Annotated in this window: 9 protein-coding genes; 5 read left to right on the forward strand and 4 right to left on the reverse strand. The window is 73.4% G+C overall.

All coding sequences use genetic code 11. From position 1 onward, the window contains the following. Positions 1 to 1,566: D-alanyl-D-alanine carboxypeptidase/D-alanyl-D-alanine endopeptidase (dacB, locus tag ACYVD5_RS11650; RefSeq protein ID WP_461001002.1), on the forward strand; the 1,566-nt coding region annotated here is incomplete at its 5' end. 192 nt (positions 1,567 to 1,758) lie between these two features. Then, the gene (locus tag ACYVD5_RS11655; protein WP_461001003.1) at positions 1,759 to 2,712 is read left to right on the forward strand and encodes a 3-methyladenine DNA glycosylase; all 954 of its coding nucleotides are present in this window, start codon (positions 1,759 to 1,761) and stop codon (positions 2,710 to 2,712) included. A 51-nt stretch (positions 2,713 to 2,763) separates the two neighbouring features. Here the strand turns inward: ACYVD5_RS11655 and ACYVD5_RS11660 are convergent, their stop codons facing one another. Beyond that, the gene (locus ACYVD5_RS11660; protein ID WP_461001004.1) at positions 2,764 to 4,356 is read right to left on the reverse strand and encodes a serine hydrolase domain-containing protein; all 1,593 of its coding nucleotides are present in this window, start codon (positions 4,354 to 4,356) and stop codon (positions 2,764 to 2,766) included. A 210-nt stretch (positions 4,357 to 4,566) separates the two neighbouring features. Between ACYVD5_RS11660 and ACYVD5_RS11665 the strand changes: the two genes are divergently transcribed. Continuing rightward, a complete protein-coding gene (locus ACYVD5_RS11665) occupies positions 4,567 to 5,421 on the forward strand; it encodes a hypothetical protein (protein ID WP_461001005.1) in 855 nt (284 codons plus the stop codon). A 150-nt stretch (positions 5,422 to 5,571) separates the two neighbouring features. Here the strand turns inward: ACYVD5_RS11665 and ACYVD5_RS11670 are convergent, their stop codons facing one another. After that, on the reverse strand, positions 5,572 to 6,969 hold the full coding sequence (locus ACYVD5_RS11670; RefSeq protein WP_461001006.1) for a GH1 family beta-glucosidase: 1,398 nt from the start codon (positions 6,967 to 6,969) through the stop codon (positions 5,572 to 5,574). A gap of 913 nt (positions 6,970 to 7,882) precedes the next feature. Here ACYVD5_RS11670 and ACYVD5_RS11675 point away from each other — a divergent pair. After that, a complete protein-coding gene (locus ACYVD5_RS11675) occupies positions 7,883 to 8,635 on the forward strand; it encodes a hypothetical protein (protein WP_461001007.1) in 753 nt (250 codons plus the stop codon). 118 nt (positions 8,636 to 8,753) lie between these two features. Here the strand turns inward: ACYVD5_RS11675 and ACYVD5_RS11680 are convergent, their stop codons facing one another. Beyond that, the gene (locus tag ACYVD5_RS11680; RefSeq protein ID WP_461001026.1) at positions 8,754 to 9,071 is read right to left on the reverse strand and encodes a nucleotide pyrophosphohydrolase; all 318 of its coding nucleotides are present in this window, start codon (positions 9,069 to 9,071) and stop codon (positions 8,754 to 8,756) included. A gap of 283 nt (positions 9,072 to 9,354) precedes the next feature. Between ACYVD5_RS11680 and ACYVD5_RS11685 the strand changes: the two genes are divergently transcribed. After that, positions 9,355 to 9,984 carry a phospholipase gene (locus ACYVD5_RS11685; RefSeq protein ID WP_461001008.1) on the forward strand — a complete coding sequence of 210 codons (630 nt, stop codon included), beginning with the start codon at positions 9,355 to 9,357 and terminating at the stop codon, positions 9,982 to 9,984. 373 nt (positions 9,985 to 10,357) lie between these two features. On the opposite strand, the gene ACYVD5_RS11690 is transcribed toward ACYVD5_RS11685, so the two are convergent. Beyond that, positions 10,358 to 13,879, reverse strand: coding sequence for a DNA helicase (locus ACYVD5_RS11690; RefSeq protein ID WP_461001009.1), 3,522 nt, complete (start codon positions 13,877 to 13,879; stop codon positions 10,358 to 10,360). Between the last annotated feature and the right edge of the window lie 81 nt (positions 13,880 to 13,960).

The following is a 13,960-nucleotide window of genomic DNA, read 5'->3' on the forward strand; positions in this document are numbered from 1 at the left end:
GCCCGCGCCGGCTCGGCCGCGGTCGCAGCGGCGGCGAGCGCCGCTCTGCTGGCCGCGGGCGCGGCGCAGGACGCCGCAGACACCGCCGCAGGTGTCTCCGACCTGCGCACCGACATCGACGCCCTCCTCGACGACCCGCAACTCGACGGCGCCACCAGCGGAGTCGTGGTCCGCAGCCTGAGCCGAGGCGACGTCCTCTACCAGAACAGCCCCAAGACCGAACTCATCCCCGGCTCCAACGCCAAGCTGCTCACGTCCGCAGCGGCGCTGGAGGTGCTCGGGCCCGGCCACCGCTTCGACACCACCGTCGCCGCCACCGAGGACCCCGGCGACGGCGTCGTCGACGGCGACCTGCACCTGATCGGTACCGGCGACCCCACGCTCACCCCGAGCGCCGTCGACGACCTGGCCGCCGAGGTCGCCGCGTCCGGGGTCACCGAGGTCACCGGCGACCTGCTCGCCGACGACACCTGGTTCGACTCCCAGCGGCTGAACGCCGCATGGGACCCGGCCGACCAGCCCTACGCCTACTCGGCGCAGATCTCCGCGCTGACCCTGGCCGCCAACTCCGTCTACGACACCGGGGTCGTCGACGTCGACGGCACGCCGGGCCAGGCCGCCGGCGAGGCGGTCGAGGTCGGCCTGTCGCCGATGACCGACAACCTCAGCCTCACCAACCGGGCCGAGACCGGCGCAGCCGACGCCGCCTCCACCTTCGGCGTCTCCCGCGAACTCGGCACCAACGAGTTCACGGCCGACGGCGAACTTCCGGTCGACCAGACCTACTCCACGCTGCGCACGGTGCACAACCCCACCGCCCACGCCGCCCACTACTTTGCCGCGGCTCTGCAGGAGCACGGCGTCAAGGTGGCCGGCGAGGTGGGCCGGGGCGCGGCGCCGGAGTCGGCCGACCCCGTCGCCGAGCGCTCGTCGATGAAACTCGCCGAGCTGCTGACCCCGTTCCTGAAGCTGTCGAACAACGCCCACGCCGACATCCTGGTGAAGGCCATGGGCCGCGAGACCGCCGGCGAGGGCAGCTGGCAGGCGGGCATCGAAGCGGCGACCGGCGCGCTGGGCAAGCTGGGCGTCAACACCCGGCACGTGCAGTTGGACGACGGCTCGGGCCTGGCGCGCTCGAACCGGATGACCGCGGACACCGTGGTCCGGCTGCTGGAGCAGGCCCGCACCCAGCCCTGGTTCGACACCTGGCAGCAGGCCCTGCCGCTGGCGGGCGCCCCCGACGAGCTGGTCGGCGGCACGCTGGCCGACCGCATGCGGGACACGCCCGCAGAGGGCAACGTGCGGGCCAAGACCGGCACGCTCTCCGGCGTCAGCGCCCTGTCGGGCTATGCCACCGGCGCAGGCGGCGAGCAGCTCGTGTTCGCCATCATCAACAACGGGCACTCCGGAGCCGCTCCGCGCGGGATCCAGGACGCGATCGCCGTGCGCCTGGCCGAGTTCGCCCGCGGCAGCACCGCCGAAACCGCCCGTCCCATGAAGGCGCAGCGCACCACCCCCGGCTCTCCTTCAGCCGACCTGGAGTGCACCTGGGCGGGTACCTGCTGACCGGGTAACGCCGGCCGGATGGCAAGGGTTGCCGCACCGAGTGGTGCGGCCGCCGACCCGGCCCACCCGGGCTCCGCTTTCGAGGGGCCCCGGCGTTCCATCGCCGGGGCCCCTCTTGCGTTGCCCCCTTGGTGGAACGCCGCTTGGCCGCACGCGGACAGTGCGGCGAGGCGCCCGCCTATCCTGGGGGCGATGGAATCCGGCAGCGAAGCCACGGCTCCCCCGCAGACCGGCGGGCCCGACGTGCTCGGCGCCGCCGCTTGGCGCGAACGCGAGCGCCGCCACCACGAACGGGTCGACGCGCTGCTGGCCGGCCACCTCGACCGGCGCAGCCGCGGGGTCGCCCACCCGGTCGAGGACTTCCTGTTCACCTACTACAGCCACCGGCCCGCTCAGCTGCGGCGCTGGCACCCCGGCCCGGGCGTGCTGCTGGCCGGGGCCGCACCGCCGGCCGGCGGCTGGTACCGCGAGGCGTCCGGCACCGGTGCCGACGGGCACAGCGTGGGCGGCGCGGTCCTGGACCTTGAGGCGTACGCGGCAAAGCGCGGCAGCACCGTGGAGTTCGTGCGCACCCTGCTGGGCGCGGTGCAGCGGCGGCCCGCCCACCTGGGTTGTTTCGGGCTGCACGAGTGGGCGATGGTCTACCGGCTGCCGCCCGAAAAGGTCCGCCACGCGGCGGTGCCGCTGCGGCTGGGGGCCGAGGGCACCGACCGGGTCGTGGAGTCCCACCGCATCCGCTGCTCGCACTTTGACGCGTTCCGGTTCTTCACCGACTCCGCCCGGCCCCGCAACCAGCTGCAACCCACCCGGGAGTCCCAGGCCGACCTCGACCAGCCCGGGTGCCTGCACGCGAACATGGATCTGTACAAGTGGGCCTACAAGCTCTCGCCGGGCGTTCCCGGCGAACTGGTGGCCGACTGCTTCGAGCTGGCCCGCGACGTACGCGAACTGGACATGCGCGCCTCGCCCTACGATCTGCGCGACCACGGCTACGAACCTGTCGAGATCGAAACCCCGCAGGGCAAGGCCGCCTACGTCGAGGCCCAGCGGGCCTTTGCCGAACGCGCCGAGGGGCTGCGCGGCCGGCTCCTTGCGGTCTGCGACCTGCTCAGCGCCGGGTTGCCGGCGCCCGGCGGCACCGCCTGAGCCGCGGCCGCGCCGCCGCCGGAGAGCCGCGGCCCAACCGGGCCACCCGGCCTAATGGGTGACGTAGGCGGCCAGCATGGAGTACACGGCGGACGCCAGGACGCAGCCCGAGACGAACACCGACAGGCTGAAACAGGCCACACGCAGCCACCGCCACCGGCCGGCTGCGGTGGGCACGCGCGACCAGAACCATGCGCCGACCGCACCCGCGGCCACCACGGCTCCCACTGCAACCGCCCAGACCACCGGCGACGTGCTCACCCAGTCGCCGATCATCAGGGCCATCACCAGCACCGCGGAGGTCCCGGCCGTCATCGACACGACGCGCAGCTGGTCCAGCGGGCGCTGCCCCACCAGCGTCCGGCGGCGCAGCATGAGCGCGAGCGCCAGCACCGGCGGCAGCACCACCAGCGGCAGGGTGGTCGCCAGGCCGAGCTTCTGCGAGGGCAGTGCGTCGGCTTCCGGTTGCGGGGGCACCCCGGGTGCGTCCATCAGGCGCGGACCGATGACCGCGGCGTCGGCGCTGTAGCTGCTGGACAGCACGATCACACCGTGGTCGCCCCGGAAGCCGATGTAGGCGCTGGAGCCGTAGGTGCCCGCGCCGTGCTGCACCAACCGCACTCCGCTGCCGAAGTCCTTGACGAGCCACTCCAGCCCCATGCGGGTCTGCTCCACCGGGGCGTCGCCGGCGGGCGCGATGGCCGCCGATCCCGGCGCGTTTCCCGCCATGACCGCGCGCAGGAACCGCTCCAGGTCCGCGGCGGTGGACCAGGTGCCGACGCCCGCCGGGATGTAGCCGGGGGCCTTCCACGCTTGGAGGGGCCGGCCCGACGAACCGTGCGGCACGGCGGCGCCCTGCGGCAGGCCCTGCATGTCCGCGCCGCGCATCACCGTGTCGTCCATCCCCAGCGGGTCGAAGACGCGTTCGCGCACCAACTGCGGGAAGGGGGTGCCGGTCTCCTCGGCCAGAGCCGCGCCCAGCACCGCGTAGCCGAAGGGCGAGTACTGCCAGTCCGGCCGCTCCGACACGGGTTCGGCCTCGGCCAGCGATTCCCGCACCGGCGGCAGGCCGCGGTAGGGGTCGGTGAGCGTCGACTGGCGGACCGCCATTTCGGGCTCCGCCGCCTCGGGGATGCGGGGCAGTCCGCCGCGGTGCTCCGCCAACTCCTGCAGGGTGGTGCCGGCGATCTCCTGCGAGGCGAACTCCATGTCGGGAAAGACCTCGCCCAGTGTGCGGTCCGGGGAGGTCTCGCCGTCGGCGGCGAGGTCGGCCAGGGTCATCGCGGTGAACATTTTGAACACCGAGCCCGTCGCGAACGGGGTCCGGGCGGTAACCGGCGCACCGCCGCGGGAGTCGCCGGCGTATGCGGAACGGGTCTGGCCGCCGCGGACCTCCAGCGCCGCCAGCCCTTGGACGAAGCTTTCGTTGCCCTGGATCGTGCGTTCGACCGACCGGGCCACGGCAGGATCGCCCTCGATCTCGGGACCGCTGAGGGGCGGCTTGGTGGGCATCACCAGGTAGGCGAGTACGGCTGCGGCGGCACCCAGTGCCGCGGCTACGGTCCACACGCGTCCTGGGGCACTCGCGGGCAGCGAGCGCCGCCGGCGTGCCGCGGGTTGCGCGGCCGGAGATTCGTCGCTCATCCGTTCGCAGTTCCAAGCCCGTCGCTGCCCACTGTAATAGGGCGTCTCAGCGGGCGTCGATGCCAAGAGCGCAGGCCGCGGCCCCGCAGGGGCATCCGGTGGGGACCGGGGCCGGGCTCGCGGCCGGATGCGGAGTCGGCGACAATGGCCGGGCCCCGGCCCGCGCACCAGCCGGGAACCGGACCGGACACCACGACCGTCGGAAGCACCATGACACCGCCTTCACCTGAATCCACCGCCTCGCCGCAGTCCGTCCCCTACCGTCCGCAGCAGGGCCGCGGAATCGCCGTCGCAGTGCTGTCGACGGTCGCCGTACTGGGCGTCGCCATCCTTGCGCTCGGTGTAGTGATGTTCCAAGGCGGCGCGCCCGTCGGATCGCTGCTGCCGGCTGTCGGCGGCGGGGAAGAAGCGCAGGCGGACGGGCCGAGTCCGAGCGCGAGCGCGAAACCCGAGCCGGTGGACATCCCGACACCCACCGCCGATGCCCCCGCAGCGCTGACCCCCGCCACTGTGGCCGGCTGGAAGGGGGTGGCGGTAAAGGAGCGCGGCATCGCCTACGACGTCCCGGGCACCTGGTTCGTCGAGGAGCCGGGCGTCATTTCGGGTTTCACCGCGGGCGACGGCGACGATGACGCGATGGTGGGTATGGGCGGCGTCGCGGTCTACGGCGCGCGCAAAGGCCCCTGCTACACCTACCCGCCCAAGCCCGCCAGCACGGGGATCTCGGCGATGGGCGAGGTCACCGACACTGCGCAGACCGCGAAGGACACCGCAGCGGCCTGGGCGAAACTGGCCTACTCCAATAAGGGCGGCGACGCGGGGGTCACCGTGGGCGAGGCCGTCCCCTTTGCCGCCAACGGGCTGACCGGCTACCAGGCGACGGCAGAGGTGCAAGTGGCGGACGAGGGCTGCTACCCGTCGCAGGCCATGGTGCGGGCGGTGTCGTTCCTCTCGCCGGCGGGCGACGATGTCTTCAACTTCATCATCTACTCCGACACCGCAGGCGAAGCGGCGCCCGAGATCTCCCGCTTCGACGCGGTCGTGGCCTCGCTGCGCCCGCTGTAACCGGCTGCTTGGGGCGGGCGGCCGACCGCCCGGAAAGGCGCCGGCCCCGCTCGGCGGCGCTGGCTGCGCCGTGTCGCGGGGCCGGTGCCTTTCCGGGTGCGGCTGGGGGCGATTGCCCCGGGAGACCGGGGGACGGCCTCAGAGCGCTGTTCAGCCGCGCTTGGCGGTGTGCTCCGCGATGAGCTCGCGGTACCAGTGGTAGCTGTCCTTGGGCGTGCGCTCCAGCGTGTCGTAGTCGACCCGGATGATGCCGAAGCGGCGGTCGTAGCCGAACGCCCACTCGAAGTTGTCCATCAGCGACCACACGAAGTAGCCGCGCACGTCCACCCCCGCCTTGATGGCGCCGGCGACGGCCTGCAGGTGGTCGCGGACGTAGTCGATCCGGTCGGTGTCGTGCACGCGGTCGCCGGTGCGGTCGAGGTCGGCCTCAGCCGAGCCGTTCTCGGTGATCAGCACGGGCGGCAGTTCCGGGTAGCGGCGCTGGATGTCGACCAGCAGATCAGTGAAGGACTCGGGCACCACCGGCCAGTCCATCTGCGTGTGCCGCACCCCTTCGAAGGGCAGCTGGGACACCCGGATGTCGGCGGCGGTGCGGCGGGCGGGGTCGGACTCCTCGAAGGGCGCGTCCTGGATCTTGGTGGGCCGGTAGTAGTTGATGCCCAGGAAGTCCAGCGGCTGCCCGATGATCTCCAGGTCGCCCTCGCTGCGGTAGGAACCGTCGGCGAGTTCGCCCCACGTCTCGGCCTCGTTGTGCGGGTAGTGGCCGTGCAGCAGCGGGTCGAGCCAGACGCGGTTGTGCAGCGTCTCGGCCCGGTCGACGGCGGCGCGGTCCTCGGCGGTGTCGGTGGCCGGGACCAGCCGGTCCAGGTTCAGCGTGATGCCGACCTCGGCGCCGCGCCCGTTCTCGGCGGCCGAAGCGCGCAGCTCGCGGGTTGCCAGCCCGTGGGCGAGAAGCAGGTTGTGCGCGGTCGCCAGCGCGGGCGTGCCCTCGAAGGTTCCGGGGGCGTGGCGACCGATGGCGTGGCCGATGAAGGACGCGCAGAACGGCTCGTTGAGGGTGATCCACCGCGTCACCCGGTCGCCGAGGCGGTCGGCGAGGATGCGGGCGTACTCGCCGAAGCGCTCGGCGGTGGCGCGCACCCGCCAGCCGCCCTTGTCCTCCAGGGCCTGGGGCAGGTCCCAGTGGTACAGGGTCGCCACCGGCTCGATGCCCGCGCTCAGCAGTTCATCGACGAGGCGGTCGTAGAACGCCAGGCCCTCGGCATTGGCGGGGCCGCTGCCGGTGGGCTGGATCCGGGGCCAGGCCACGGAGAAGCGGTAGGCGTCCACGCCCAGCTCCTTGAGCAGCGCGACGTCCTCGCGGTAGCGGTGGTAGTGGTCGCAGGCGATGTCGCCGGTCTCGCCGCGGTCGACCTTGCCGGGGGTGTGGCTGTAGGTATCCCAGATGGAGGGGCCGCGGCCGCCCTCGTGGACGGCGCCCTCGATCTGGTACGAGGCGGTGGCGGCTCCGAACAGGAAGTCTGCGGGCAGCTCGGGGTTTGCTGTCATGGTTATGTGTCCTCACGTCGTCGTCCGTCCGCCGCGCGGGCAGCGCAGCGGGCACGGGGCGGGCGGGGGTCGCAGTCGTCCTGTGTTGCGCGCGGGCGCAGGCGGCGGCCGGGGGGCCGGAGGCACCGCCTTTCCAGGACGCAGCACAGGCCGGGAGCGCTCCCGGATGGTCTGCAGCAGATCGCCGCCTGCTGCGACCTGTCGCGCGCGGGGGTTCGGGGGCGGGTCGGGACGCGGCACGCCGCGGCCGCGCAGCGGGTGCGCCAGGAAGCCGGTGCCGATACCGGCGGCATCCGGCGCCGGAGACCGGAACCGGGACCCGATGACCGCCTGAGCACCAATGCTGGCCGCACTTCCGGCAACACCCGCCCTTCTCCGGCTCCTGATCGAGGAGAAGCGCTTCAGCAGCCCGCACCGATCCGCCCGAAGGCCCGGCATCCGGACCCCGCACCGGTGACCCCGCAGCACCCGGTGGAGCCGGCCGGAACCCTCCCCCGGCAACTACTCCACCCGAGCTACCCAGGGTGATCCGGTGATCGCGAATGGCTACTGAACCGATTCACCTCCCCTCTGGGATGTTAGGAACGCGGCGCCACGGGGTCAATGCCTGATCATGGGATGTGCTGGGAGAATCCGCGCTGGTGGGGAAATCCACCGCAAGCAGGGCACCGCAGGCGGCGAACCGCCGGGACCGCGGGAACCGGGGCCGGCCCACCGGGTATCGCTCCTCCCGGGATCCATCCGCCGCGCGTCCGCCGAAACCACCGCAGCCCCAACCGGCCCCCGGCGCGGTTTCGCCCTGTACCGCCACTTTGCCAAGTTCAGCCGCGGTCGTTATCGTTCCGATTCGGCGGTAATTTTCCCCTCCGGCCGACGCGCGGGCCGACCAACACGGAACGGGGCAGCGGCACCCATGGACCCGGATGCTACGCAGATTCTGAACAGGACCGCGGAATTCCCCGAAACCGGGGGCTCGGTTCCGGCCTGGGATACCGATGTGCGAACCCGGCTCACTGCGGCCGTCGAGCGGTTCGCCCAGCCGCTGACCGAACTGCTTGAGCGCGATGCCAACGAGGGCGACACCCGCCTGCTGGTCACCGATTTCTTGAGCGAAGCCCTCAACTTCGACAAGTACGGCGAGCTGACCACCGAATACCGCACCAAGGGCGAATCGGTCGACTACGGAATCACCCTGGACGACGAACTTTTCGCCTTCATCGAGGTCAAACCGTGCGGAACGGACCTCGGTGCCCGGAACATGCGCCAGGCCAAACTGCACGCCGGCGCCGAAGGCGTCGCCTGGGTGGTACTGACCAACGGGCGGATCTGGCAGGTACACCACGTCGGCGACGGCGAGGACGGTACGGGACTCGTCGTCGATGTCGACCTGCTGGCCGAAACCCCGGTCGAGAACCGCGTCGACGCCCTGTTTCCGCTTTCGCGCGAAGCCGTGGGCCACGGCCGCCTGGAGGACCTGCGCGCCTGGCGCGCGGCACTGGAGCCCGCACCGCTGTCCGAGGTACTGCGCAGCGAGCCGGTCGCCGCGGCGATCCGCGCCGAGATCCGCAACCGCACCGGGCACGTCGGCCACCTCGGCGACCTGGCAGAAGTCGACCACGCCCTGACCGGCGGGATCATCGACCGGCGCCTGCAGGCCGAGACCTGAGCGGCCGCCGGCCGAACGGCCCCGCCGGCACACCCTGCAACAGCCGGCAACCACTACCCGGGCGGCCCGCCGCCCGGGTAGTGCTGTTCGCACCGCTCGTTGCTCTGCACTGGGCGGGTCAGTCCGCGGTCCGATCGGATGAAACGGGGAACCGGCCCTCGTTGATCGCGACCTTCTCGCGCAGGACGGCTTCGAGGTCCACGTCGAGCACGTCGGCCAGCCGGAGCAAATAGCTCAGCACGTCGGCCATCTCCAGCCGCACCGCTTCGGCCTTGCCCGGATCGTCCATGACCCCGGCCGCCTCGTCGGGTGTCAACCACTGGAATTCCGCGGCCAGCTCGCCGGCCTCACCGGCCAGCGCCATCGCCAGGTTCTTCGGCGTATGGAACCGCCCCCAGTCGCGCCGATCGGCGAAATCCGCCAGCAGCTCCTGCATCGTCGAAATACTCACAGCCCGAAGTTCTATCAGCCGGTTGGGCCGCCGATCCCACCGGCCGCCGCAAGACGAGCGGCGCTTGGCCCGGCCGCGCCGGCGCGCGGCGCGCCAGGCCCCGTTGCCCTGCCGCCCCACCGGGTCCCCCGCCGGCCGGCAACGCTCGTACCTCCCCGGTTACACAACCATCACCCCAGATTTTCCGCGTGCCTCTTTCGCAGAGCGTGCACGCTCGATTATCAAGCTGTAGTCATCTACTCCGTAACCGGAAAGGGAAATCCCCCTAATGCGCCATTCCGCCCGACGTATCGGACAGACTCTGATCGCGGCCTCGGCCGCCGGTGTGCTCGCCCTCACGGGGTCCGGCGTTGCCAACGCCGACCCGCTGCCGTCCGACGAACTCCGCCGTGTCACCGACGAGTACCTGTACGAGGTTTCGCTGAACAGCTTCATCGGCATCCGCGACCAGGCTCCGCACAGCGACCAGCTCGACTGGAGCAGCGACTCCTGCACCATGTCGCCCGACCAGCCGATCGGATTCGACTTCGACCCGGGCTGCAAGCGCCACGACTTCGGTTACAACAACTACCGGCTGCAGGACCGGTTCAGCGAAAGCAACCGGCTCGACATCGACAACAACTTCCGCGACGACCTGTACGGGATCTGCGACGGCGACTGGCTGTGCCAAGGCGTCGCCGAAATCTACTACGCGGCCGTGCGCCAGTTCGGCGGCCCCGGCACCGACACCGCTGACGCGCTGCGCGCCGCCGATGTCGAGGAGCAGACCAAGGAACTCATCGCCGTCCACAACGAGCTTGAGCACGCCGACACCGGCGCCGAGGCCCAGCGCCTGCTGAACGAGTTCACCGACGACACCGGGGTCCGGATCACCCGGGAGTACCCGGTCGGACACTAGCGTCCTGATCGTTTGGCCGCTCGTGTGATCCGGTTGGCCACGGGTCCGCTCGGCGGCCTCCGCGGTCGGCCCACGGGCGGTCTGGACTCGAAAGGCGGCAGCGACCGCCGCAGGCGCCTGGGGCGGGCGATCACCGGTCCCGCTCGCAGGTGGCGGGCCACCCGCCAATGCCCGGATTTCAAAGCTGAGACCGGTATTTCCGCATGGTCAGCGCCGGCCTGACACGACCGCTGCCGACCGACCGCCGCCGGCGGCGTGTGTGCGCACGCCGCCGCCGGTGCCGCCAGGGGCCGCGCCCGGCAGCCGGCCCGCGGGCGTGCCGCCCCGCCGCGGTCGGCCGGTACCTGCTGTGCGGGCTCGGGCTACCGGGGCCTCAGTCTCGGGCTCCGGGCGCTCGGCTGCGGAGCTCGCCCGCCAGTGCCTCGGGTTCGTGCAGGCAGCGCCAGGCCGGAATCCGGGCGACGGGTTCGCCGGAGAGCCGGGCGAGCAGGTCGCGCCGTGCGGTAAGCCGACGCAGGTCGGCGCCGGTGCGGGACTGGTCGACGAGCACGAGCAGGTGCCCGTGCGGCGTCCGCACTCGCAGGTCGGCGCGGTAGCCGTGCACGTAGGCGCCGGTCTGCACGCCGGTCCCCGATGCCCGCAGCACCCGCACCAGTGTGCGGATCGCGGCGGTTTCGGCCACCGGTTCGGCGCAGGCCTCGGGGCTGCGCGCCAGCTCGGCCAGCGGCCCGCGCTCACCCCGCCAGAACGCGCGGTCGCCAACGACGACCAGCCGCTCGGCCGTCCTACCGAGAGCGCCCGACCAGGTTTCGGGCGCGCGCACGCGCTGCAGCAGGCCCTCCGGAAGCCGCGCGCCGGAGCACACGGCCGAAACCACCAGCACGTCGACGGTGTCGTCCTCGTCGTCGAGCAGGTCCAGCGGACCGTGCACGCCAACCTCGCGTTCCAGGCCGCGCAGCTCCAGCAGCCGGCGCAGCAGCGCCCGTTGCGGCTGCACCGGCGCGAAGACACCCAGCCGGGTCCGGGCGGGCAGCTGCGGATCGAGCTTTTGCACTACGGAGACGGCGCGGTGGGCCTCGCCGCGGTTGAGGCACACGCCGCCCGGCACCGGCTCGCACTCGTCGGTCCCGTGCCGCCACTCCACGGCCGCGCCGCGGGCCGGCCCACCGTCTCCCGGAACCGGATTCGGTCCCGGCTCCGGCTCCGATTCCGGCTCGGTGCAGGCGCCCCCGCTGCCGCCTGCACCGCTGCCCGCCGGCAGCACCGCGGGCCGGGTGAGCACGGCGAACCGGCCGCCATAGCAGTGCCGCGCGGCCGCGCCCGCGATCTCGGGGTGGCATCTGCGGTGTTCCTCCAGCCAGAACGGCGCCCGCCCCGCGGCCGACACCGCGGCGGCAACGGCGTCGTAGGCCGAGTGGCGGGTGTAGGTGAGCGCCCGTTCCTCCAGCCAGGAGGAGGCCAGGCCGGCCTCGTCGCGGCGGCGCCGGTCTTCGTCCGGCTCCAGCGCGCTCCATAGCACCGGCCGCGCCGGATCACCGATGACCAGTGCGCGTTTCGCGCGGTACAGCAGCGGCACCAGCTCGGGCACGGTCAACCGGTCGGCGTCGACGACAACGGCGAGGTCGAACAGCGCGGCCCGGTCGGGCACCGACCGGGTCGAGGCGGTGCTCACGGCCCAGACGGGCAAACCGCCCAGCAGCCGGGCGAACCCGGGGCAGGCGCCTGCAGGGCCGACGGGTTCGCCGGTGCCGGCCGCCGCCGCGGAGTCGTACCAGTTGAGGCTCTCCGCCCGGTTCTTCAGGGCGGCCCGCGCGCCCGCGATCCGTTCGGCGGCCGCGCTGTCGGCCAGCAGTGCCGCCGACTCGCGGTGGCGGTTCAGCGCGGACTCAAGGTCGGCGGTGAGCCGGTCGAGGGTGGCGGTGTGCCCGCGCCGGCCCAGGGCAGCGTGCCAGTCGCACTCGACCTGCGCCGCCCAGCGCAGCCGGCGCAGGTTCTCCGGAGAGGTCTTGATGCCGAGATCGCGGCGGATCGCCGCGCGGTGCTTCGCCCCGGAGAGTCCGCCGGCGAGCGCGCGTTGGGCCCGGTCGAGCCAGTGCTCAGGGCCGCCGCGCTGCGGATCGAACAGGTGGTCGGGGTGCCAGCCGGAGTCGGCCATGCTGCGCCGCTCGCCGGCGAGCCGGGTGAGGGTGTGGCCCGCTGCCGCGGCGGAGTCCATGGCTCGCCAGGCGTCTTCGACCCGGGACCAGTCGCGGCGCGCTTCCGCCGGTAGCCCGCCGATGCCGGCGGCACCGGCGCTTTCCGGGCTGCCGGCGCCGTGTGCTGCGCGGCCGCGCAACCGCTCCAGGATCCGCGCCTCGGCGGCGCGGTGATCGGGGCCTCCGGCGCGCATGACCGTGTGACCGGGCGGGCGGCCGGCGCGGCGGGCGATCCGGTCCAGCACGCGGTCGTCGCCGCCACCGACCAGAACACGCTTGCCCGCGGCGGCCGCCGTGCGCACCACCGTGTCGACGAGTTCGGAACCACCGGTTCCGGGCGCCGCCGCCGCAAGGGTCAGCGGCTCCTCCAGCGCGGCGCGGACGATGCGGTAGCGGGCCTCGTCCAGCTTGGTCGCCGACACCGGGACCGCGGTTGCGGCACCGGGTCCGCCTTCGGCATCGGCGCGGCCTGCCGTGCCGAGCAGCGCGCCGAGCGCGGTGGCGGCGGCCTCGCCGGCGGCCAGGCCGCCGGCGATGCGCGGGTCGATGTCGGTGACCAGCCCGGTCGGGTTCGCTGCGGTGCCGCCGCCACCGCACTCGGCCGGTTGCCGGCCCGCCGCAGCGGGGCCGCCGGCGGCCGGGTAGACCACGGCGACGTTGCGTGCTCCGGGCGCGGCACCGGCGGTGGGCAGCGTGTCGCGCAGCCGCGAGGGCAGGATCGGGTCGACGCGCTCGATCCCGAGCCGCACCAGCAGCGCGCGCACGGTGTGCTCCAGGTCGCACGGCACGGATTCGCCGGGCGGGCGGCTGCGCCGCGCATGGCGTCCGCGCGGCCGCGGGGCGACAACGGCGGCGCTGACCGGTCGCCCGGCGGTCCCGGCGCCGGGCGCACCGGCCGGCGATGGGCCGGAGCCGCCGGGTGCACCGCGGCGCAGCCAGCGGCGGAGCTCGGCGACCTCGGGTGCGGAATCGATGCCCAGCGCGCGCAGCAGCGCCGGGTTGATGTCGGCCCGGGAGAGCGCCCGCATGCGCAGTCCGCCGCCGCGGCCGCTGCCGCAGTCGATCGCCTCGATGTCGGCGACCAGCAGCGGTGCCGCCCGGTCAGTGCGGTCGCCACCGCGGGGCGGGAGCACCACCAGCGGGTACCCGTAACGCAGCGCGCCGTCGCGCCGGGCCGCCGCGCGCACCAGGGGTTCGGCGGCCGGCGGCAGGAACGGCGCGGTCTCGGCTCCGCTGAAGAGGGGTTCGCTGCCGGCGGCCAGGGGCACCGGTCCGGCACCGGTCGCCGGCGCGGTCTCGGACGGCAGCGGGCACTCGGCGATCAGCACGGACTCGCGGCGCAGGCAGCTGCGGTAGTACTCCAGCAGTCCGGGCAGAGTCTCGAACACGGCCGAGGCGGACGATGCGGCCGGCGCCGCCTGGCCGACGAGGCCGACCTGGTCGGCCTCGTCGGCCTGGTCGGCCTTGCCGGACGGGCCCGCCTGGTCAGCCGGGTAGGCGGCATCGGCAGGACCGGGGCCGGGGAGGGCGATGGTGGCGGGCGCAGGCGGGCACGGGCCCGGCTGCGTGCCGGGGCCGCGCGCGGGCGCGGGCCGCCCGGTGCCCGCAGTAGGCGCAGACGGGCAGGCGGCGGCCCCCGACGCCGCCTGCCCGCCGCCCGGGAAACGCCCCACGGCCGGGTCGGACGGGGACACGGGCATCTCACACCTCTGGTCGGGGGGAAGAGAACTGACGGTGATGTCGTTTTGTGTCGGGTTGATCACTTGCGGCCACCACCATTG

The sequence above is a fragment of the Streptomonospora sediminis genome (genome assembly GCF_054778995.1).